The sequence below is a fragment of the Pedosphaera parvula Ellin514 genome, from assembly GCF_000172555.1.
Classification (GTDB): domain Bacteria; phylum Verrucomicrobiota; class Verrucomicrobiia; order Limisphaerales; family Pedosphaeraceae; genus Pedosphaera.
Window position 1 is genome coordinate 1 of record NZ_ABOX02000075.1, and the last position, 22,932, is coordinate 22,932.

Below are 22,932 nucleotides of genomic sequence, written 5' to 3' on the forward strand. Positions count from 1 at the left end.
GGCAGCTATATAAGCTTTAATTACGGGTTTTCCTCCTCCATAAGTCAAAATCAGGTCGTACTGGGATACGAGCTTGCGGAATGGATCATCCGGACTTTTCTGAATGCGATCGAGCGTGGCCGGGGCATCAACATCGAGGAACGCAACCAGCGTTTCAGGTGTTTGCAAATCCAGCACAGCTCGCTCGAGCAGCTCGTCGTAAACACCCACGCCGCTGGCCTTAATGATCAAGTCTTCACCTCGTGCCGATTCGACCGCTTTCAACGCAGCTGAATCATCGTTTCCGGGATAAACAACTACTTTTGCCCAATCCGGATCAAGGATGTCCAGATGTTGCTGGCGGTTGTAGGCATCCGGTTCATAAAAAGTGACACGATGACCTCTTTCGTGCAGCGCGCGAATTAATCCGCGATAGTACGTGGCGGCGCCGTTCCAGTAGGCGGAAACCAGACTGGATCCAAAGAATGAAATATTAAGTCCCTTGCTCATGGAAAGTTGCTTTATAGTTTTGTCCGATTATTGAATCTCCTTTGCGATGGCCAGCAGCTCATCAACTCGATGAGCACAGGTGTGACGGGTTTGAATCGTTTTAAGGCCGCTGGCGGCGAGTTCCTTCGCCATTGCTTTGTCATTGAGAACAGCATTGAGGGCTTGTCGCATTTCCTTTCCGTTGCGCACCATCAGGAAGTCTTGGCCGGGCGTGAAAAGATGTTCGGCATCGTCCCAGGGGGAACAAATTAAAGGTATGCCACAGGCCAGAGCTTCAAACGGTCGTATCGTTGGTATTCCGGGGAGCGCCTTGATGTAAGGGCGTCGAGGCACATGCACAGTAACCTTGTACCGTCCGAAAACTTGCGGAACTTCAAAGTTCGGGAGCCATCCAGCGTATTCAATCCCGGCATCAGAAAGAATCTGCAGCGCCTCGCCAGGGTAACGAACGCCATGAAAGCGGCTCTTTAAGCTAAGGCTTTTAATGGGCTGAATGATGAATTCCTCAATTTCTGCGCTGCGTTCTCCATCTCCCCAGTTACCAATCCAGACGAGGTCGCCTTCGTTCTCTAAATTTTCAACAGGATGAAAGATGCGAGTGTCCGCGGCCTCATGCCATTTCCACGCCCGCTGAACCCGGCCATCGGCCTTATAAAGATCCCGCAAAATTGCTCCATAGGCCAGCACTCCATCGTAATTGCTCAAATCATAGGCCACCATGCTCTTAGGGTCCGTCACCATGCGATGATGCGTGTCATGAAACAATAGGCGGTAATGCTGATTGCGTTTTCTATGTGCTCCGATGGCACGAACCAGTTCGTGATCGTTCCACTCGTGCACAAGTACGAGGTTGGCACACTCAAGTATTCGGTTTAAGTCAAGAGTGGCCCGATCATAGCGACTGGCCGTGAGCAGTGGATAGGCAGCATGAAACTGTGTGACGGGATTGTGTCCATGTTCCAATACAAGGTTTTTGTAACTCCAGGAATCTTCGGGCTCATAAATCTCAACTTTATGACCGCGATTGATCAGTTCGGTCGCAATCCCGCGAAGGAAATGGGCATTGCCATGATTCCAGTCAGACAAAAGCGTTTGATAAAACATCACGATATGCATACAGGCTGAGCCCTAACATTGTGTTGTTGCTTTCGAATCAGATTCGAATAGGCCGACAAATAGTGCCGGGCCATCGTTTGATGATCAAAATTGAGGGCGCGCAAGCGGGCGCGCCTGCCCAAGTGTGTCAATTGCGCCTGATCGGTAATCAGTTTGTTAAGCGCGTCCAATATTCCTGTTGTATCATCCGGTGAGACGTACACGGCATCCTTCTGCCAAATCTCACGCAGACTGGGGATATCGCCCAAAACCAATGCGCAACCGGACAAAGCCGCTTCGAGAACAGACAGTCCGAAAGGTTCGTAACGGGCGGGCAGAACATATATTGCTGCTCTCGTAAACCAAGGAACCAATTCATCCATTGACAGGCTCCCGAGAAGGTTCACTTTCTCATGCGCGAAATTGATACCGTCGGGGTGTTTCGATTCCCCGGCTACGTAAACCGGCCAGGAGAGTTCGTGTGCGATTTCTGCCAGGGAACCAATATTTTTCGCCTCATCCCATAATCGGCCTGCGGAGAGGATCAGGTTTTCTTTTCGCCCTGACGTAAATCGAACCGGGTTCCGGCCATTGTAAATCACCATTGAATCAGGCAGAGGCCCATAGTGCCTGGATAGAGCGGAGAGCATCGCCTGGGATGGCGCAACAATCAGTTGGGCGGCACTGATTCCCATACGGACGGCTTCAGAATATCGATGGAAGGATTGAGGAGCATCCACACCTTTAACAGCTCTCCACCAGGAGAGAATGCAGGAATGGCCTGCAACCAATACCGGAGCCCGCCAGGGCAAGACGGCGTGAGCGTATCCATTAAGATGAATGATGTCGGCAGGATGGCGCGTCTCCAAATCCAAAAGCCAATCACCAGCCAATGACAAATCACGCCAGGGTTCTTTCATCCATTCCAATTTGAAACTGCTTTCAAAGACCTCGACATTTGGAATCGAGCTGGCCTGCCTCACCTGATGCCGGTCGAGACGTGATCCCATGCTGGCAAGAATCACTTCGACTCCGCTGGGCGCGAGGGCGGATGCAAGTTCCAAGGCGTAAGTCCAAACGCCGCCGATGCTATCAGCGGTCATAAGGATTCGTTGAGGAATGTCCGAATAAACATTATCCATGGTTCTTATCCGCGATAAATGGCATCCAGGATTGAAGCGACTTGAATTAACCTGTTCACTTCGGGATCAAAACGTGGCGATTCTGAAAGTCGGCGAGTCCAATCGATGGCAGCTTTACCGCCCCATTCCTCCTGGGCTGAAGAGAGAATTTCCCTTTGAGTTCCGCGAAAGCGTTCCGCCATAAAATTGTAAAATGATCCGTCAATATTTCTGAAGGAGGCGCCACCTTTAGTTCCATAAAAGGAAGCCGCAATGATGGCATCGCAGCCCGCCGGCAATTTCCACGAGCAAGAGAGTTGAAGCGTTGTGTTGTTGGCCAGATCAATCCGTGCGACTGCATAATCTTCCACCTGCTGTGAATCGTCTGAGATTGGTCGACCATGTGAGAACAAACGGCTGGTTACTTTGCACGCCGCAGGAGAGTTGAGACAGCTGAGCGCGAGGTCCACCAGGTGGACGCCCAGATCGATGACGCACCCCCCACCCGACAATTTGCGATCATAAAACCATGCCTTGTCCGGACCGTAAGCATTGTGAAACATCAAGTCGACGACATAAATATCGCCCAATTCACCAGATTGGATGAGGTCGGCCACCATCCGGACTTGTGTCATATGGTGGTAGGAAAGATCCACGCCCAAAAGCAAATCGGCCGAGCGGGCGGCATCGATGACGCGAAGCGTCTCGGCTTCATTTCTGCCCAGGGGCTTTTGGCAAAAAACCGCCACTCCACGTTCCAAAGCAGCCACCGCCTGATCGGCATGCAAGGCACTTGGAGTGGCAATTACCAATCCGTCCAAGCCGAATTCAAGCAGTTCGTCGAGTGAATGCAAAAGAACTGCTTTTGGCGCGCTTTCAGCGGCCTTTTGCAACAAGTCTTGCGCTGGATCAGCAATGGCCACCACCTCTGCCATTTTGCTGTTGGCAACCGCCTCCAGCCGGTGTCGGCCAATCCAGCCTACTCCCAGGAAGCCCAAACGGGGCTTGAGCTTTGGCTGACTAGTAATGCGAACTTGAGTATCACAAGTTTCCTGGATGGTAATCATAGAGTAATGAGAGCCTTCATGAATTTATCCGGTCGATTCTTCATCGCATTCAGTGCTTCGGGGAGTTCCTCCAATTTATATGTGTGGGTGAAAAGAGGAGCCGGATTAAGAGTGCCGGATGCAACGGCTTCAACGGCAGCCTCCATTCCTCGCAGATAAATTGCCGGGTCGCGTTCATGTGCGTTGATCACGTCCAGTCCGCGCCAATTCCAGAGTTGCAGATTAATCTGGCGCGGACCGTCCTGATGATAACCGGCAATTACGAGTCGACCCCGCTCGCGTGTGAGTTCGCCTGCCAGGTCCAGAGGACCTTGGCAACCCACGGCTTCGATGACACAGTCGCATCCCTGGCTTTTGGTAAATGTGTTCACCTGATCGATAATCCGGAAGTGATCCTCCATCGGAATAGCCTCGGCAGCCCCGCAGGCTTGCGCCACCTGCAGTGCAGTTTTGCGACGTGAAATGGCAATCACATTTACGCCCGATTGAGCCGCAAGCGCGGTGAGGAGCGCCCCCATGAATCCGATGCCCACAATGGCAACGTTTTGTCCCGGTTCAATGCGGCAGCGGCGAAAAACATTGATTGCACAAGCTAGTGGTTCTCCAGGAAACAGATGATTCCGCAGGTTTTCAGGAAGTTTTACCATGCTCTCTTCGCTGGCCACATCGTATTCTGCGTAGGCTCGATAGGAGAGCATGGCAACGCGGTCTCCCAGTTTAAATTTTGTTGTGTTCGAGCCCAAGGCATCGACGATTCCCCAACCTTCATGACCCAGTTCACCTGGCGCGAGCGGATAATTGAACCAGGGCCGTCCTTCCCAGGCAGAAAGGTTCGATCCACAGACCCCACAGCCTTCAAGACGCACACGCACAGCGCCAACATCCGGCACTGGCAGAGGGACTTTATCAATACGGATTTTGAGAGGTGATTCCACCACTGCCGCCCGCATAAATTTGTTCCTGTCCATATTAAGAGATGCTCTTCTGCGTAAAGAAAGGCTCGGATACTTTCCATGACTGCCAAAAGCGATTTGCCTACAATAATTTTTCCATCTTACGGTCCGGACATTTCACATGCGTGTCTCCGGCCTCGTATAAGTGTTTCGTGCGAGGCACTTTTTTATGGCCGGTGCAAACAGTGCCGTTGGCAAAGGAATGTCGCGAGTTATCGCTTTTCTTGCTCAAGCGATTGACTGGGAAGTCGCTAGTTTTAAGCACTTCCGTTGAGCGAGGATGGTTTTCCTTCAACCAGTGGAAGAGACGGCTGACTCCTTGTTGCACATCTACTTTGGGAGCCCAGCCAGTGGCCGACGAGAATTTGCGAATGTCCGAGACGTAATAACGTTGGTCAGCCGGACGCCAGTCGTCAAAATGCACTTCCGGCTCATTTCCCTGCAAGTTCTTAATCAATGCCAGCAGTTCGATCAGGCTGCTGGTGTTAGCTGGACTGCCGCCAATGTTAAATGCCTGCCCCGAAAAGCTGCCAATATTCTCGTGGGCCAGGAGAAATGCATCAATTAAATCTTCGACGAAAAGAATGTCACGCACCTGCCGTCCATCGCCATAGACGGTGATTGGTTTGTTTCGAAGGGCTTGAATGAGAAAATGAGCAACCCAGCCCTGATCTTCATTGCCAAATTGATGCGGACCGTAGATGCAACTCATGTGAAATGCCACTGCCGGCATTTTAAAGGTGCGCGCATAATCGAGCACATACTCACACGCGCAGCCTTTCGAGCAGCCATAAGGGCTGTGAAAGTCGAGCTGGCGCGACTCGTTAAAACCGTGGGTGCGCAACAGCGGATCGACTGGCTCATATCGCCCATCACGCATCTGTAAATCCACGTCATGAAGATCGCCATACACCTTGTTCGTGCTGGTGAATAACAGCGGCGGTGGCGTCGACAATGACCGCAAACCCTCCAGGAGGTTGAGTGTGCCCCGAGCATTGACTTCAAAATCGTGAACCGGATCGAGAAGACTGCTTGTGACTGCCACCTGGGCAGCAAAGTGAAAAACTTTCGAGGCATGCCGGGCTGCCCGGCGAATTTTATCGGCATCCTGAATCCCAGCGATTTCCACCTCCAGCAGGTCACCGTGAGTTTTTTGCAGCCACTCCAGATTACGCTGGACACCGGGACGTGAAAGATTTTCATAGATGAGAACCGGCTGGCCCTTTGAAAGGAATCTGTGGGCCACATTCGTGCCAATAAATCCCGCGCCGCCGGTAATCAAGACTGGCTTTTGTCTTTGAGACGTTCTGGAAATGGAAGGCAGGTGAGAACTGGAGTTCATTTGTTCCGTCCCATTGGACATCCCATTTCGTTTGGCATGATTTTTTAAGTTCATACGGTAAGTCCCCGTGCTGAGAGCTCGGCCTGGGCTTGTTCCACCCGATCCTCGGCAACTTGTCCATCCAGCCATTCCACTAACTCAAGCAGCCCTTCTTCCAGGGTAACCAGGGGGTCATAACCCAGAACGCTGCGAGCAAGGCTGATATCAGCAAAGCAATTACGGATGTCGCCAACTCGATATTTGCCCGTGATTTCAGGTTTGAGGTATTCCTTGCCCATTACTTTGGCAACGCCCCCGGCAATCTCCTTGATCGTATAATGTCTGCCGCTGCCGAGGTTGAACACGCCGCCCGCCGCTGCCGAGGTTTCCATCGCCAGGCGACAGGCGCGTGCAATGTCGTAGACACTCACGAAATCGCGCTGCTGCAAACCATCTTCAAAGATGCAGGGCGAATTATTGTTCATCAGTCGTGAGGCAAAGATGGCGAGCACCCCGGTATAGGGGTTGGAAAGTGCCTGGCGTGTTCCAAAAACATTAAAGAAGCGCAGGGCCACCGTTGGAATGTTGTAGGCCTTGCCGAGAATAAGGCACATTTGCTCCTGATCGAACTTGGATAAAGCATACACTGAAGCCAGGCACGGTAATTTGGTCTCTGGTGTTGGAACTGGAACGAGAACTTCGCCGTTCGGACCATGCAGTTCCCAATCGCGAGCCTTGAGTTGTGCCAGGTCACGATCCGTGCCTGACACCAGGGTTCCGGCGGCTGAACGGTAGAGCCCTTCGCCATAAAGGCTCATGCTGGAGGCAACCACCAGTTTCTCGACGGGCTTCTCGATAAGCGCCTGCAAAAGCACTGCCGTGCCTTCATTATTCACGGAAGTATATTCGGCCACTTCGTACATGCTTTGCCCAACTCCCACCATGGCAGCAAGATGATAAACAGCATCGATGTCTTCAAGCGCATGGCGAAGCTTGCCGGCATCTCGGACATCGCCAACGATCAATTCCGCTTCGGAATTCAGATACGAAGGCCGTTGAGGTTGAGGTCCGTGGACTTGCGGTGCCAGGTTATCCAGAATGCGCACGTCATAACCTTGCTCAAGCAACTCATCAGTCAGATGGGAACCGATGAATCCTGCCCCCCCCGTAATCAAAACTTTTTTACTCATGACGAAACAAACCGTTGAACGTGGACGAGCAGTAAACAACTGGGGAGTACAGCCCGTTTTTAAACGGCGCTCCAGAAAGGCTGAGGCAGAGGGATTTCTGTCACAACAAACGAAAAATGGAATTGGAATAATTGGGAATAATCTCTCTTAATGACATTGAACCAGACCGCGCATTACGCTGACAGCACAGGAGAAAAGCATCATATGGCACTCACAAAATAGTTTTATAGAAGGGACATGGCATGAAGTGTCTCCCGCCAAAAGAAGCGAGCGACACTGTTTACTTACGACTTACCAATTTGCAGAAGCGGCTTTCTTTTCCTTTGCTGGTTTCTTCCCGGTACAGGAAAGCAAGATGCTTTTCATCAAATTTATCAAACCACTCGTCCCAGGAGATGTCCTCCAGGGTATCCTCACCGCTATAACCGGGAAAATCGATGCGCAGCAATCCGGGATCTCCCTTGCCACCTGTCCCCTTGACTGAAACTGGCTTGCCGCCATGATCCTCGACCCAGTGTTTTATTTCTTCGTGATCGGTTGTTTTTTTAGCCTCAGCATTCATAAATATGTCCTTGGTTTAAAACTGAAAAACTCTTCCAAAGCAGCATCCAGTTTGAGCTTTGTAGCTTCCACGGGGTGATAAGCTACCTCTGTTGACACGCACTATGGCATCCGGTCCTGGAATGGAATTGTCCTTCAGAAATCTCCTGCGCCCAGGAGGGTAATAAGGCTTGTAAACAAAAGCATGTATTTACCCCACTGGGGCGAGCCTCAAATCGATTTATAATAAACGTTTATGGACGCAAAGCTTTCCCAAAATCTCAAGGAACGGAATGGCAGGAAGAAGATTCGCGTTGCAATTGTGGGCGTTGGCAATTGCGCATCCTCCCTTGTTCAAGGCGTGGAATTTTATAAGGATGCCCGGGAGGGAGACACTGTGCCCGGCCTGATGCATGTTGGCCTGGGTGGCTACCACATTCGGGATATCGAGTTCACCGCCGCATTCGATGTGAATTCGACCAAGGTAGGCAGGGATCTATCGGAAGCCATTTTTGCCGCGCCAAACAACACCTATAAATTTTGTGAAGTGCCCGCGCTTGGCGTGAAAGTTTATCGGGGAATGACCCATGATGGATTGGGGAAGTATCTCAATCAGGTCATTGAGAAGGCGCCGGGAGAAACAGATGATATTTTAGGCATTCTGAAGGCGACGCGCACTGATGTGGTGGTTTCGTATCTGCCCGTCGGTTCGGAGATGGCGACAAAATGGTATGTCGAGCAGGTGCTGGAGGCTGGTTGTGGATTTATCAATTGCATCCCGGTATTTATTGGGTCCCAACCTTACTGGCAGAAACGGTTCGAAGACCGTGGACTGCCGATCATTGGTGACGACATCAAATCGCAGGTGGGGGCGACCATTACGCACAGGGTGTTAACAACACTGTTTACTGAACGGGGAGTCAGGCTGGACCGGACGTACCAGCTCAATTTTGGCGGCAATACTGATTTCATTAACATGCTGGAACGGGAGAGGTTGGAATCAAAAAAGATTTCGAAGACCAATGCTGTGACCAGCCAGTTGGGCACACCCATGCCTGCAAACAATGTGCATGTGGGGCCGAGCGATTATGTGCCCTGGCTGGAAGATCGTAAATGGTGCTACATCCGCATGGAAGGAACAACCTTTGGAAACGTGCCCTTAAATTGTGAACTGAAACTGGAAGTCTGGGATTCACCTAATTCCGCTGGTGTGGTGATTGATGCCATACGTTGCGCAAAACTGGCAATGGACCGGGGTATCGGAGGTGCGCTGGTTGGACCCTCGAGTTATTTCATGAAATCACCGCCGCAACAATTCACCGATTACGAGGCCAGGCAAAAAACGGAAGAATTCATCGCAGAAAACAGGAATAAAGATGATCGAGGCAATCAAATTGTGGAACGAACCAAACAACCTGTCCCATTGGGATTTTCAGATGGACCAAGGCTGGAAGGAGTTCGCGGAAATGACGCGGATGGCAGCGATCGCCATCCGGCAATGCCGTCCGAAATTGCCGATCATCCTCGGGGGAATATCGCCAATTGACGCTGGCTTTATCGACTTATTAAAGAGTTATGGTTTGCTGGCTTATCTGGATGCAGTGGGAGTACATGGCTTTCCACTGGATTGGAACCATTGGCAAATCAACGATTGGCCGAAGAAACTGGACGAAATCAGAGCGGTAACGGATTTGCCCATTTGGGTGACGGAAGTGGGAGTATCCACCTTCGGTGCGGATGAAGTGCAAACTTTCGGCATTCAACGGACCAGTGAGTTGTTGATTGGCAACGCGGACCGGGTGTTTTGGTACAGCCTGTTGGATTTGCCCATGAAATGGGAGGCCACGACCCGTCACAAGGAATGTGAGGGAAGTGCGTATTACCGTCATTTTTACATGGGACTGATCCGGGAAGACCGCACACCAAAGCCAGCGATAAAATATTTCAACCCTGAAATGGGGATCTGCCAATGGTTCCACTTTGAAGATCATCGATTGGATTTTGCAGTTGAGTGGTTGCGCAAACTCGGAGTGAGAAAATTGCGGACGGGAATTAGCTGGGCTGACTGGGAGCGTCCAAACGCATTACAATGGTTTGATCGACAGATGGAAGCACTTGCGGAATTTGACACGACCATCACACTTTGCTTCACGCCGCCTTCCCGGGGTAAGGCCTCGAATTGCACAAGCCCTCCATTATGCCTGGACGAGTTTTCCAGGTTTGCAGCGGAAGTGGTGGAACGTTATGCGGGAGACCCGGTGAACAAATCCCCAGTTGAACCATCCTTATTGGTGGACTGAACCTCATAACTGGAAAGCCTCTTATCCGGTTTCCGAAGTCTGCAATTCCAATTCATGGGCAAGATACTCGCGATGATACGTTGCGGCATGTTGTGAATGGATTAGCTCCCAAGTCTCGCTGGTGGTCGAGGTTCGGCACAACGAGATTTGCCCCAGGCGAAAGGCAGCATAGGCCATACGATAGAATGTGAGAGCGTCTGGAGGAATTGCAACACCAGCGGATTCGATTATTGAATAAAAGGCAGCACTGGTAATTCTGTTCATCTTCCATTCAATCGTTGCACGGGCTATGTCCCAAAGAATTGATTGTGTTCCGACGATGGTGTGATCAATCCGGTGACCGAAATTATCAACTTTAAAAAGAGCTCCCTGTGGAGTTTGTATCCATTCATGTGGGCCAAGATGACCGTCACCGTAGTTTAGGCCGGGAGACTGGTTCAATGCGACGCCGATGGAACGATTGATGCAGTGAGCGTATCTTTCGCCTAAACTCTCCATGGTATTACCCTGGAGCATTTGTCCAAGGCGGGTAATCTCGGCTGCATTTCGTTCCTCAGATTGAGAAGGAATGGATGAGGCGATGATATGTTGTGCAATAGTCCCAAGAATCAGCGGGTTCGAGGCATCGGAACATAAGAGACGTCTTCCTCCAATCCATGGCAAGGCCATGAATCCATTAAATAAACCAAGAACAGGCAGGTGGAGATTTTTAGTCGGACCGACCTGTGAACGCCGAACCAGGTCATACGAGTTGGAACACTTTTCATTTAAGGAACCCAAACCAATGAATTTCCAAATGATTGCGAGTGATCCACTGGCAGAACAAAGGTACTTTGTTCTCTCAAACGTTAGGCAAATGCAAGGCCATTCTGATGCATTTGGATAAGCATGTCTGCGCCAAAGACCAGCACTTAAGTCTTCGATGCCATCAAAAACTGCGGGATGAAACATTTCTTCAGATTTACTGGTCAACAATTCGGGCAGCGAACGATTATTCCAATGAAGTTCATCCAGCGTGACAATTTGTTTGGGGATGGAAGACCAGATTGATCGTACGCGAGGCGAAGCAAAGCAGCCAGGCTCTCCTGCATGACCAGGAAACAAGGTGATGCATTCCAGAGGGAAAGACTTTTCGAGAAGAACTTGGACGACCGCAGTCAGAGAGGAGCCAGAAATGCCAGGGCCTTCATCAACAATAAGAACTTGGGCTATATCGGTCAGATCAATGTCAGGTATATTTGCCTCACGTTCAAAGGGATTACCCCTCGGCCGGACTGTAAAACGAAGTGTTTCCCAACCAACCACTTCGAGCGTGGTGGCCACCAAGGCAGATAGGCTGGTACCAATACTACGCAAGCCAATCACGACCGCCTTTTTACGGGGAGGAACGGATACGTGATGGCTGCACCATTTGCATGCAGCAAAACAGTATTGTTCCGGATAGAGAGTGTAAAACTCGAAGCCTTCAGGAACTTTTATTTGCAAACTGACATTATTAATGTCTTGGACCTGTTGCAGGGCGGATTGCAAATGGTCCAGCGCGGTTCTGATTTCATATCGCGGTTCCGGCAACTTCCTGCAAGCATCAAACAGTAATGCATAAAAGAGGGTGCTGGCAGAATCAGTAACTGTCTGAACGCGGCTTTGGATCAGGGATTTATTTTGTTCTTCGTACTGATCCATGATCCCCTGCTCAAACTGACCACATTGAATCAACACCGAACGGGCAGCATCCAAATTGTCCCAATGGATGAGCGCTGTTTGTCTCTCTAAATGCTGTATAAACTCTTTAGCTTCTATTCCAAATCGCGGGTCACCGTAAACAATCATTATATTTCCCACCTTGTTAGTTTCTATGATTCAATACTCTGCCGAATCGGCACCCGCTTGGACATCACATGGCAAGAAAATATGACCTAGAGAAACAACCTTAGCAACTGGAGCCTATCTGATAAACAAAAGTATGATGGTCGCAGTCTGATGGACTAAATCATGAAAATACGCCATGGCCTATTTGTCATTGGCTAAGCATATCCTGCAGGAAATGTTTCTTTGAGATCCTCAGAATCAGTTACTTTGGCCATTTGGGCAGGGCTTTAAGCCATAACTAATCAGTTGAAACACAACGTATGGAGACAAAGTCACGCGAATTGCGGGAAGAAAAAGTGAATGCCAATATAGAAGCTATTCAATCAATATTGGGGGCCCTTATTGCTGACGATCCGACCATGTCGCTTCCACAACTTCAGGAACTACTCACTGCCTGCATAGTCCTGCAATTTGACATCAAGCGTTGCAGGGAGAATTGTGAATACAAGATTCGGTCGCAACATCACAAACCACTATGGAAAAGGGCGTGAACCAAACTTCGGATAAACCATCTTCACCCCCGCGCCGTTACGTTGTCTTCGACGCGATTGCCGTCGTCCTTCTCTCCCTCGCCACCGTCGGAACTGCATGGTGTTCCTATCAGGCTACCTCCTGGGGAGCCCGGTCAACGAAGTTGTCCAGCCTTTCTGTAATCCGAACACATGAGGCAGCCACTTCTCGACTGAAATCAAATCAGGCCTTTCTCTTGGACGCCTTCGTCTTCAGTCAGTATCAGAATGCACGCAACACTTCGAACGAACCGCTGGCCCGCCTATATGAAGGCCAGTTTCGTCCAGAGTTAAAAAATGCATTCGACGCCTGGATGCGCACGCGACCGTTCGAAAATTCCAATGCACCGCCACATCCATTTATCACGAATATTTACCAGCCTTCTCTGCTGATCGAGGCAGACCGCATCGATTCGGAAAGTGATCTACTATGGGACCAGGCAGAGGAGGCGGACAAGGTCAGCCGCCGCTACATTTTGACTACCGTGCTGCTGGCTGCAGCACTCTTCTTCGGCGGGACTGCCCCGCAACTGAAGACACCAAGAGGGCGTAGAGCCGTCCTCTGGCTCGGCTTGATAGTTTTGTTCGTGGCTTTCTTTACGTTTTTCAAGCTGCCGGTTCTTCCCGTGAACCGCGCCGTAACGATGTAAATCATCGATGCCGCTGATGAGCCGCCCCTAAGGCCCGCTCAAAACCGCCAGAACACCGGTACAAGGAAGGTCGCCACGACGAAGAACCACAACATTAACGGCAGCCCAAGCTTCCAGTAGTCGCCGAAGCGGTACCCGCCCGGTCCCATCACCATCAGGTTTACCGGAGTGGCGACGGGTGTGAGAAAGGAGGCCGCCGCTGCCACCGCGACGCTCATCAACACCGGTCGCGGAGACACTCCGATCTCGGTCGCGGCGGCCACTGCAATCGGGATGATAATGAGCGCCGTTGCCGTGTTGCTGATAATCTGGCCAAGCAAGGCGGTCAGCACGAAGAGCCCGGCGAGCAATGCATATGGACCAGCATTACCCACCAGGTTGACAAGCCTCTCAGCCATCAGGTTCGCTGCACCCGTCTTCTCCATCGCCATCGAGAGCGGCATCATTGCACCAACCAGGATGACCGTTGTCCAATTGATGGAACGATACGCTTGCGTTACTGTAAGCACCTTCAGCAAAACCATGGAACAAGCCGCAACCAATCCTGCAATGACTGCAGGAACTGCGTCCGTGGCAAGAAGTATCACCATTCCGACGAGCACCGCGATTGCTCGCTTCGCTCCAACTCCCATCGGCACGGCTTGCCGGCGCACCACTTCCGGTGAGTCGACGACTAGAACATCTGGATCATCGAGGTGTTCATCAAGCGCCTCCCAGGTTCCCTGAAGAAGCAGTGTATCGCCAGCTGCCAACACGGTTTCGTTTGGCCCCAAGTCCTCGCCTTTGCGTTGCACGGCCAGGATGACGAGATCACTACTGGGGGTGACCATCCCTGGAAACACTGCTGTGCCAATCATCCCCGACCGGGGAGGAATCACCAGTTCCCCCAGACCCGACGTGCGGTTGAACAGAGCGTCCGCGACATCTGCGGCCGCATGCTCCGAACGAAAGGCAAGAATTTTATCTGTCGCCAGACTACACGCCGTTTTTGCTTCACCTCGAACGATGAGAATGTCGCCACATTCCAGTGTGGAGCGCTGTAAAGGGCCACCTTCATCTCCCTCTTGAATGGAAACCAGCGTCAGGCCCGGATAGTCCTTGAAATCGATACTGTCCGAGGACAACCCTATGTAAGACGAATGCGGCCGCACACGCAGCCGGAAAATCCCATCGTCGAGCGTGTACTGCTCGATGAGCGTCTGGGCGTGTTTGCTGAGATTGGATGGAATTGTCCGGCCCCTCCGCTGCGGCAGCAGGCGCTCCCCGAAAATCGCTATGATAGCCATGCTGCCAAGCAGCAGGGGGACGCCGACGATGGCGAACTCAAAGTAGCCGAAGGCTCCGATTCCCGCGTTCGTGCCGGCCTCTGAAACGAGGACGTTTACAGGTGTCCCGGTGAGCGTTAACATCGACCCGGCATGCGCTGCGAATACCAGTGGCATGAGCAGCTGCGACGGCGAGCGGCCGAGCTTGATCGCCATCACGACGACCATTGGCAGGAGTGCTGCGACTGCGCCATTCACGCTGATAAGCGCTGTGAGTAATGCGACCAGCAGCATGATAAAAATGAGCAACCGCGTGTGACTCTTCCCAGCCTTGGCGATCAGGAATTTCCCCGCCCACGCTGTTACGCCCGTTGCATCGAGTCCCGCACTGACTACGAACAGGGACGCGATGAAGATCACGGCAGGATCGCCAAGACCGCCCAAAGCTTGTTCCGCATCCAGAATACCCGTGGCATAAAGCGCCAATGCCAGCCCAATGGCCACAATCACTACCGGGATGCGGTTCCACGCGAATAGTGCCACCACTACGACTACCAGGGCGAAGGTAATGGCAATGTCATTCATAGTGTTCGTCCCTCGGCTGAATAAGATCAATCTCGAGTCCCGTGTGCATACACTTCTCGATTGCTGGTCAGACGCTCCGGCGACAGCATTGTGTCAACCTGCTCCCGCGTGAGGACGCCTGACTTCACCACAAGTTCGGCGATGTTGGCATGGCTCGCCAGTGCTTCTTTTGCCATCTTGGCTGCTGGCCCATAACCAATGTGTGGGATGAGCGCGGTGATTACTCCAACGAAGGAATCAACTTCTCTGGCGAGACGCTCCCTATTAGCAGTGATTCCCTCAACACAGTTCACGCGCAACGTCGTCATTGCTGCAGTCATCCATTTAAGATTCTCAAACAGCACGTGGGCCATGACAGGTTCAAATGCGTTGAGCTGGAGTTGCCCCGCTTCCGCAGCCATGGTCATCGTCACATCCCCGCCCGGCGACCACGAATGCCACCTCGTTCACAACTTCAGGAATGACCGGGTTCACCTTGCCCGGCATGATGCTCGATCCCGCCTGCCTTGCCGGAAGATTAATCTCATTGAGCCCCGCCTGAGGCCCCGAACCAAGGAGCCGCAGATCATTGCAAATCTTCGAGAGCTTCATCGCACTGCGCTTGAGCGTTGCGGAGAGTTCCATAAAAACTCCAACATCGGTGGTCGCTTCAATCAGGTTTGGCGCGGTGACAATCTTGTAACCGGTGATATCTGCGAGATGCTTGCGCACGGCCTCAGCGTAGCGTGGATCAGCGGCAATGCCCGTTCCAATCGCTGTTGCCCCCAGATTGATCTCTCCAAGGCGCTGAATGACACCATGTAGGGTCGCGTGATCCTCTGCCAACGTGACAGCGAAGCCTTCGAACTCCTGCTCCAGTGTCATCGGCACCGCATCCTGCAACTGCGTGCGTCCCACTTTCACAATGCCTGCAAACTCCCGCCCCTTATCATGAAACGCTCGCCCCAAAAGCTCGAGTTCAGCGAGCAGCCGCTCGATGGATAGGCATAACCCGATCTTTAGTGCTGTCGGATAGGTATCATTCGTACTCTGACTCCGGTTCACGTGATCATTGGGATCAAGGTGTTCATAGTTGCCCTTTGAGAAACCTGCCAACTCCAATCCGCGATTGGCAATTACTTCATTAGCATTCATGTTTGTGGACGTTCCCGCCCCACCCTGCAGGATGTCCACGATGAATTGATCCTGCAATTTGCTATCCTTGATCTCCTCGCACGCGCGGTCGATCAAATCAGCCTTGTCACGCTCCAGGACTCCAATTTCGGCGTTGGCACGCGCCGCAGCCTGTTTCACGCAGGCATAGCCGAAGATCAAGTCAGGATACTCAGAGATTGGGCGTCCGCTGATGGCAAAATTATCGAGCGCACGGCTGACATTTAACCCCCAATAAGCATTCGCCGGTATCTGCTTTGAGCCAAGACTGTCCGTCTCAATCCGCACGGGTCCATCAGCGGAGGCGAGGGTGTGAATGCTCCTGTGAAAAGCTCTGTTTGCTCGTTGATCGCTCATTGTTTCCTCCCTTATTTATGGGTATTTGTAATCGCTGTCTCAGCACCGTGGCCCATCAATCCAGTCACGCCTTTCGTAATAAACCAAACTCCAAAAATCAATGAAGCCACGATCGTAATCGCCCGGCTCCGACGCTCCAGCCAGGCTAGCAGCAGTTCCAGCACTCTGGCCGATTGTTTCGGCGCCACAGCGCGACTGATGATCGGCGCCAGCACAAGTGCCTGCGCAGCCACGGCGAAGAAAAGATACGCGAAGATGCTGGCCGTCAGCCCCAACTGCGCCTCATCGATGACGGCGATGGCTGAGAGCGTAAAGATCCACTGCTTCATCCCAATCAACATCAGCAATGCGCCCATGCCACACGCAGTAAGTGCCGTGATCCCATCCAGGGCCGTCATCCACTTGGGCGGCGGTGCATCCGGATCTTCTTCCTTGCACAACGTCTTGATCACGGTGGCCAGCAGCAGAACCCCCACCATCAACAGCATCGTCGAAGCCATAAAATTGGCTCCAACCTCACCGCCTGCCCTGACGGCCGAAATAAAAACATAACCAAATAAAATACCCTGCAACACACGCACTATCATCGCTCCGACTGCGAATGCCGTCGCTTTGACCATGCCCCCTTCCCCGCGCAAAAAGAGCAATGTCATGATGGCCCACATCGGTCCGCCAAACGAGGCTCCAATGATCAGTGGCAGCAAACTAACCATCAACTTAGCCATACAAAAGCAAGGTCATTAAAGTGAATCCACAACGTGCCATGGATCGGTAAGCCCATTGCAGTCGTCGTCGGCGAACCGTGCGTACCACCATGTGCCAGCAAATCAGTCGTTCCTTTCCACATAAACCATACCCCCAAAATCAACGAAGCCACCATGGTGATCCTCCGGTTGTGGCGTCCCAACCAAACCTGTGTAATCTCCAGCAATTTAGCAGCCTGCATTGGTGCAAAAACGCTGGTAATGATAGGCGCCAGCACCAGCGAATACGCTGCCACAACAAAAAAGAGATACATGAGTATCCGGCCCAACCGGCTCAACTGTACCTCGTTTATGACGGCAATGGCTGAGAGCGTAAAGATCCACTGTTTGATCGAAATCACCATGCTCAGTCCGCCTATGCCAAACGTCGTGAGCGCCGAGGCTGCGCTGAGACTCGTCATCCACTTCGGTGGTGGTGCGTCAGGATCGCCTTTCTTGCGCCATGTCCTGACGACGTTGATGAGCATGATGATGCCAGCCATCAACAGCAGAATGGAAGCGATGGGATGGGATGCGTACTCGCCACCAGCTTCGCCGGCGATAACGAACACGCAGCCGAACAAAATACTTTGAATTGTGCGAACCCCCATGGCGCCTGCGGCAAACGCCATTGCTTTGATCAAGCCCCTTTCACCACTCAACAAAAGCAGGGTCATAACGATCTCCAGCGGCAGCACAGAGGCAACGAAGACCACTGGCAGCAAGTTAGCCATTACCATTCCCATAAACCACCTGGGCCATCACAGCGAATCCACGAAGCCGGAGCTGCTTTACCCTGACCAGTCCACCAAAGCAGCAGTATCAGCCGCTCCCTTCCTATGCCGGTTTCCTTGAATTGCAGTTGGCGCCGCACTCGTTGGGCTACTCCACAATTCCCCGAGCTTCACGCACATCTCTACCGCGCGGGCCATGTTCTGCACGCTGATCCATTCGAGTGGACCATGGATGTTTTGCATGCCGGTGAAAAGGTTGGGTGTAGGCACACCCATCTCAGTTAGACGCGAGCCGTCAGTGCCGCCGCGCGTGGGACTGGAGAAATGTTTGATGCCTGACTCGTCACATGCCTCCCGTGCCAGTTCAACGGGACGCATGTCCTCCTCAAGCCAGTACCGCATGTTGCGATACTGTGGCGTGATGGTGCAGTTGATCCTGGCGCGTGGTTCGGTAGCCTGCACCGTGGTGCAGACCTGCTTGAGCAATTCGCCATGATCGCGCAGGCCATCCAGTTCGAAGTCACGAAGGATGAAGCCAAGGTCCGCTGCTGCTGGCGTGCCACTCATCTGGTAGACATGGATGAAACCCTCACGGTCAGCGGTAGTCTCAGGAGTAAGCGTGACCTGAGGCATTGTATTTATGAGCTTGGCGGCCAGATGCAGGGCGTTGACTAACTTGTCCTTGGCCTGCCCCGGATGAATCGATACACCCTGAATGTGCACGACCGCCTTGTCCGCCGAGAACGTCTCATACACAATCTCCCCAAGTTCACCGCCATCCAGTGTGTAGGCAACGTCGCATCCCAAGTCGGCTGGCAAGCGGGCGTGTACGCCGCGACCGATCTCTTCATCTGGTGTAAAACCAATTCGGATCGGGCCATGAGGCAGGTCAGGATTTTGCAGCAGATGGCGGGCAAAGGTCATGACAATCGCCACACCTGCTTTATCATCTGCCCCGAGGAGGGTGGTCCCACTGGCCGTAATGATGTCATCCCCTGCTTTCCTGGCCAGGTACGGAAACCGTTTGGGTGATAGCACGGCGTTCTGGTCGTCGGGTAGAACGATGTCACTGCCATTGTAGTTGCGGTGGACAATAGGCTTCACACCGGTTCCGCTGAAGGCAGGTGCCGTGTCCACATGGGCCAGAAAAGCGATGGTGGGTATTTCGGCCTTCACGGTGCTCGGGATACTGGCTATGACAGCGCCATAGTCGGTCAGAGTCACATCCTGCGCACCGATGGACTTCAGTTCATTCACCAGAAGTTTGAGCAGGTTGTACTGCTTCTCTGTGCTGGGTGAAGTGGCAGACTTTTCGTCACTCTGGGTGTCGATGCGGGCATAACGCACGAAGCGATCTTCAAGTTCGCTGTCGAATTTTGATTTCATTTGCGCACTTTTTTTCGCGGCAATTGAGCCAATTCTCCCAGATAGACAATCGCCGTTTCGACACCGCGATGGAACATCTCGATGGTGTAATGCTCATTGGGAGAATGCAGTCCGTCGCTTTCCAGCCCATAGCCCATCATTACCACTGGAATATTCATCATGTTGTAGATGTCCGCAACAATGGGGATGCTGCCACCGCCGCGCGTGAAAATCGGCTTATGCCCCCACCCTTTCTCATACGCCCGCTCTGCGGCTTGCATTTCCGGCAGATCAAACGGGATCAACGCAGGCTTGCCCTTGGTCAACAAGGTAACTTTTACCTTCACGGTCGGCGGCGTGATCGATTCAATGTATTTACTCAACAGCTTGTAAATCTTGTCGGGATCCTGATCGCCAACCAGACGGCAACTCACTTTGGCACCGGCCCTGGCAGGGATGATGGTCTTGGGTCCGGGACCTGAATAACCACTCCACATGCCGTTGATTTCAAGCGTTGGACGGGCTGACAGGCGCTCGCGAATCGTATATTTCTTATCCCCCCACACAGCCGGCACGCCCGTGGCTTCTTTGAACTGTTTTTCGGTCAGCGCCGCCTTCGAAATCATCTCGCGCTCTTTCGCGGTCAGCGGAACGACGTCGTCGTAGAACCCTGGCACCGCGATGGTATTGTCGGGTTTGTAGAGCTTCGAAAGAATTTCCACGAGCGCAAGCGCGGGATTGTGCGTCGCTCCGCCCCAGAAACCGCTGTGCAGATCTTCCTTCGGTCCCTGAACCTCGAGCTCGATATAAGTCATGCCTCGCAAGCTGTGCGCAATGGCCGGTTCTTCAATCGCGCGCATCCCCGAATCGCTGATCACGCACACGTCGGACTTGAGCAACTTCAGGTTCCTTTTGATAAAAGGCGCGAGATTGGGGGAAGAAATTTCTTCCTCGCCTTCAATCAGAAACTTCACATTGACCGGCGCACCGCCGCTGGCTTCCAGATACGACTCGAGGGCTTTGACATGGATGAACAGTTGCCCTTTATCGTCCGTCGCACCACGTGCATAGATCTTGCCACCCCTCTCGACTGGTTCGAAAGGTGGTGTATTCCAACCATCCTTCATCTCGGCAGGCACCACATCATAGTGTCCATATACCAGGACGGTTGGCTTGTTCGGCCCCGCACCCATCCACTCGGCATACACGACTGGATGGCCGCCCGTGGGCATTACTTTAGCGTTCTTGATGCCCAGCGCATGCAAATGCGCTGCCAACCATTCTGCTGCACGTTTAACGTCACCAGCACGTGCCGGATCGCCGCTCAGGCTGGGGATGCGGATAAATTCGTGAAGCTCGTGTCGAAATCTCTCCGAATGCTCGCGCGAATACTTGCGTGGTGCCTCCGTGGCTTGCTCCTGCTCGCTGACTTGAAGACTATCCATCCTGCCACGACCCCTTATATAGGTTTTGTGTTTTGCTCTCGGTAACATAACAATTCTCCAATTTGCGGGAGTCGGAAGTTCGCCTCCCTATTTAAATTACGATTCAGCTTCCGGCAACGAAGGGGCGCATTCTCCATCGCCTCAATCAGCAGGTTTTGAGACAAACAGGTCCATGCCCAATCGCTCCGAGAGAAACCTGGCAACGAGTTGCCCTTTGACACTGTTTCCAGCTTGGTCGAGCGGCGGCGCAAAAGTCCCCAGTCCACCTTTGCCCGGCGACACAGTGACAATCCCCCCGCCGATCCCGCTCTTTCCTGGCAACCCAATGTCGTAAAGCCAGTCACCCGAGGTCTCGTACAATCCAGCCGTGGTCATTACCGCCAAGGCATAATGGCAGACCGACGCGTCAACCACCTGCTCTTTGGTCAGGGGATTCACTCCGCCATCAGCAAGCGTGGCGCCCATGACCGCCAAATCCCTCGCGCTCACGTTCAACGAGCATTGCCTGGTGTACAAGTCGGTTACCTGCACTGGATCGAAAAAAATGCGATCGTAGCTCTGGAGCAGGCGCGCGATGCTCCGGTTCCGGTGGTTGGTTTCCGATGCTGAATGATACACTTCGTGGTCCAGTGAAAGTGTTCGGCCCGCGAAACGGGACAAGCCGTCGTGAATGAACCGCCACTTGTCGTCATGGGTTATGCCCGGCACGAGACTCGTTGTCGCGATTGCTCCCGAGTTAACCATCGGGTTCGTTCTGCCATCCTCGGCGCGTTCGATGGCCGAAAGCGAATTGAACGGAAGTCCGGTGCTGTTCACCCCTAGTCTCTTACGGGCCGCCTCGGGACCCAGGGCTTCACACACCAAGGCGAAAATGAACGGTTTGGACACGCTCATGATCGCAAACTCGTATTCCGCATCGCCAGCCTCATACACATCGCCCTTGGTACCGACCACGCATATGCCGAACAAATCCTTCGGCACTTCAGCCAGCGCCGGATAAACCTGCGAATTCTCTCCTTCCGGGTTTAACTTGAAACGCTCATGTGCCTCGGCCACCAATTCCCTCACCTTCTCGCCGGACGGTAAATGACCGGTGGATACAGGCGAGGCCTCGGCTCCTTCATCAATCTGAAATTGCGTTTGCATTTATTCTTTCTTCGGCCACTCCGCCGGTTTGTCAGAGGCAACCAAAGGCGCTCGGAATCTCGTCGACAGCGAATCGATCGATGGAGTGGACAACCATCCTCCCTCGACTCACAAGTTTATATGGAAGGCAAAAGCTTGGGTAATCATTTAAACACTCTCCTGTCCCACAAAACGAATGACGCAGGTTCATCAAAAGCCCCACGGAAGTCCCAGTATCTGCCATAATGCCAGGAGAATAGTCCAAACTACAAAGAGCACCACGACGTACGGCAACATCAACGCAACCACCGTTCCCACCCCCGCATCCTTCTTGTAGATCAGGGCAAACGAAACGATCAACGCGAAGTATGCGTTCAATGGCGAAATCGCATTAATCGGTGAATCGCCGACGCGGTAAGCAGCCAGCACGGCTTCGGGATGCACACCCAACCGCATCATCAGAGGCACAAAAATCGGAGCGAAAATGGCCCACTTCGGTATCGCTCCCGTCATGATGATATCGAGCAGACCGACAACAAATACAAATCCAACCAACAATGGAAGAGCGCCAAGACCCGCATGCTCGAGAGCATCACCCAGTTTCACCGCGGCAACTGTCGCCATGTTGGTGTAGGTGAAAAAGGCGTTGAACTGGCTGATGACGAACAAGAGAAAAATCAGGCCGGCCAGTCCGGCAACGGCTTTTTCCATGGCTTTAATGACATCGGTGGCACTCTTCATGGTGCCGGCGCCAAATCCATATGCAGCTCCGGCGAACAGGAACATCAACGCGATGAATACGATGAGCCCGTCCATGAAAGGCGAGTCTCCGATAAGGGCGTGGGTTTCCGGGTTTCGCAGCGGCGCTGCGTGTGGGAGTGTCAAAAGCCCAAAGATCACCAGTCCACCAATGACTGCCCAGGTCGCGTATTTCAAGCCACGCGATTCCTCAGGGGAAATGGTCTTGCTTTGCACCACAGTGCCCGGCTCTGGTTTATATTCCCCCAACCGCGGCTCAACCCATTTGTCGGTGATGAGCGAGACCACCACAGTAAGC

The 22,932-nt window shown here is 52.7% G+C and carries 18 protein-coding genes and 2 pseudogenes; 3 read left to right on the forward strand and 17 right to left on the reverse strand.

Features of this window, described 5'->3' with window-relative positions; all coding sequences use genetic code 11:
* From CFLAV_RS29830 to CFLAV_RS29865, 8 genes and pseudogenes are all read right to left on the reverse strand, one after another.
* Positions 1-489 (reverse strand): annotated as a pseudogene (locus tag CFLAV_RS29830) (hypothetical protein); the annotation flags it as partial.
* Positions 490-516: 27 nt separating this feature from the next.
* A complete protein-coding gene (locus CFLAV_RS29835) occupies positions 517-1,605 on the reverse strand; it encodes a CgeB family protein (protein WP_040550798.1) in 1,089 nt (362 codons plus the stop codon).
* Positions 1,593-2,687, reverse strand: coding sequence for a glycosyltransferase family 4 protein (locus tag CFLAV_RS29840; RefSeq protein WP_150107677.1), 1,095 nt, complete (start codon positions 2,685-2,687; stop codon positions 1,593-1,595). The genes CFLAV_RS29835 and CFLAV_RS29840 overlap by 13 nt, the downstream gene beginning before the upstream one ends.
* A 44-nt stretch (positions 2,688-2,731) precedes the next feature.
* The gene (locus CFLAV_RS29845; protein ID WP_007418662.1) at positions 2,732-3,772 is read right to left on the reverse strand and encodes a Gfo/Idh/MocA family protein; all 1,041 of its coding nucleotides are present in this window, start codon (positions 3,770-3,772) and stop codon (positions 2,732-2,734) included.
* The gene (locus tag CFLAV_RS29850) at positions 3,769-4,740 is read right to left on the reverse strand and encodes an MDR/zinc-dependent alcohol dehydrogenase-like family protein (protein WP_202796974.1); all 972 of its coding nucleotides are present in this window, start codon (positions 4,738-4,740) and stop codon (positions 3,769-3,771) included. The genes CFLAV_RS29845 and CFLAV_RS29850 overlap by 4 nt, the downstream gene beginning before the upstream one ends.
* Positions 4,741-4,807: 67 nt before the next feature.
* Complete coding sequence (locus CFLAV_RS29855; RefSeq protein ID WP_007418664.1) at positions 4,808-6,121, reverse strand: NAD-dependent epimerase/dehydratase family protein; 1,314 nt, start codon at positions 6,119-6,121, stop codon at positions 4,808-4,810.
* Positions 6,118-7,236: an NAD-dependent epimerase/dehydratase family protein gene (locus CFLAV_RS29860; protein WP_007418665.1), complete on the reverse strand. Its 1,119-nt coding sequence runs from the start codon at positions 7,234-7,236 to the stop codon at positions 6,118-6,120. Before CFLAV_RS29860 ends, CFLAV_RS29855 begins: the two co-directional genes overlap by 4 nt.
* A 280-nt stretch (positions 7,237-7,516) precedes the next feature.
* Positions 7,517-7,798, reverse strand: a complete 282-nt coding sequence (locus CFLAV_RS29865; protein ID WP_007418666.1) for a hypothetical protein — start codon at positions 7,796-7,798, stop codon at positions 7,517-7,519.
* A 234-nt stretch (positions 7,799-8,032) separates the two neighbouring features.
* On the opposite strand from CFLAV_RS29865, the gene CFLAV_RS29870 reads away from it, so the two are divergent.
* The gene (locus CFLAV_RS29870; protein WP_007418667.1) at positions 8,033-9,322 is read left to right on the forward strand and encodes an inositol-3-phosphate synthase; all 1,290 of its coding nucleotides are present in this window, start codon (positions 8,033-8,035) and stop codon (positions 9,320-9,322) included.
* Positions 9,213-10,076 carry a beta-xylosidase gene (locus CFLAV_RS29875; protein WP_283950775.1) on the forward strand — a complete coding sequence of 288 codons (864 nt, stop codon included), beginning with the start codon at positions 9,213-9,215 and terminating at the stop codon, positions 10,074-10,076. Before CFLAV_RS29870 ends, CFLAV_RS29875 begins: the two co-directional genes overlap by 110 nt.
* Positions 10,077-10,097: 21 nt before the next feature.
* Here CFLAV_RS29875 and CFLAV_RS29880 read toward each other — a convergent pair whose 3' ends face one another.
* Positions 10,098-11,906: a hypothetical protein gene (locus CFLAV_RS29880; protein WP_007418669.1), complete on the reverse strand. Its 1,809-nt coding sequence runs from the start codon at positions 11,904-11,906 to the stop codon at positions 10,098-10,100.
* A 514-nt stretch (positions 11,907-12,420) separates the two neighbouring features.
* On the opposite strand from CFLAV_RS29880, the gene CFLAV_RS29890 reads away from it, so the two are divergent.
* On the forward strand, positions 12,421-13,104 hold the full coding sequence (locus CFLAV_RS29890) for a hypothetical protein (RefSeq protein ID WP_007418671.1): 684 nt from the start codon (positions 12,421-12,423) through the stop codon (positions 13,102-13,104).
* Positions 13,105-13,142: 38 nt separating this feature from the next.
* Here the strand turns inward: CFLAV_RS29890 and CFLAV_RS29895 are convergent, their stop codons facing one another.
* From CFLAV_RS29895 to CFLAV_RS29930, 8 genes and pseudogenes are all read right to left on the reverse strand, one after another.
* Positions 13,143-14,954 carry an SLC13 family permease gene (locus tag CFLAV_RS29895; protein WP_007418672.1) on the reverse strand — a complete coding sequence of 604 codons (1,812 nt, stop codon included), beginning with the start codon at positions 14,952-14,954 and terminating at the stop codon, positions 13,143-13,145.
* 26 nt (positions 14,955-14,980) lie between these two features.
* Positions 14,981-16,463 (reverse strand): annotated as a pseudogene (locus CFLAV_RS29900) (aspartate ammonia-lyase).
* Positions 16,464-16,474: 11 nt separating this feature from the next.
* Positions 16,475-17,188 carry a GAP family protein gene (locus CFLAV_RS29905; RefSeq protein ID WP_063816483.1) on the reverse strand — a complete coding sequence of 238 codons (714 nt, stop codon included), beginning with the start codon at positions 17,186-17,188 and terminating at the stop codon, positions 16,475-16,477.
* On the reverse strand, positions 17,176-17,940 hold the full coding sequence (locus CFLAV_RS29910) for a GAP family protein (protein ID WP_040550801.1): 765 nt from the start codon (positions 17,938-17,940) through the stop codon (positions 17,176-17,178). Before CFLAV_RS29910 ends, CFLAV_RS29905 begins: the two co-directional genes overlap by 13 nt.
* Positions 17,941-17,997: 57 nt before the next feature.
* A complete protein-coding gene (gene pepT / locus CFLAV_RS29915; RefSeq protein ID WP_007418677.1) occupies positions 17,998-19,326 on the reverse strand; it encodes a peptidase T in 1,329 nt (442 codons plus the stop codon).
* Positions 19,323-20,750 carry a dipeptidase gene (locus CFLAV_RS29920; protein ID WP_007418678.1) on the reverse strand — a complete coding sequence of 476 codons (1,428 nt, stop codon included), beginning with the start codon at positions 20,748-20,750 and terminating at the stop codon, positions 19,323-19,325. Before CFLAV_RS29920 ends, pepT begins: the two co-directional genes overlap by 4 nt.
* A 141-nt stretch (positions 20,751-20,891) precedes the next feature.
* Positions 20,892-21,896, reverse strand: a complete 1,005-nt coding sequence (glsA, locus tag CFLAV_RS29925; RefSeq protein ID WP_007418679.1) for a glutaminase A — start codon at positions 21,894-21,896, stop codon at positions 20,892-20,894.
* 189 nt (positions 21,897-22,085) lie between these two features.
* Positions 22,086-22,932: AbgT family transporter (locus CFLAV_RS29930; protein ID WP_007418680.1), on the reverse strand; the 847-nt coding region annotated here is incomplete at its 5' end.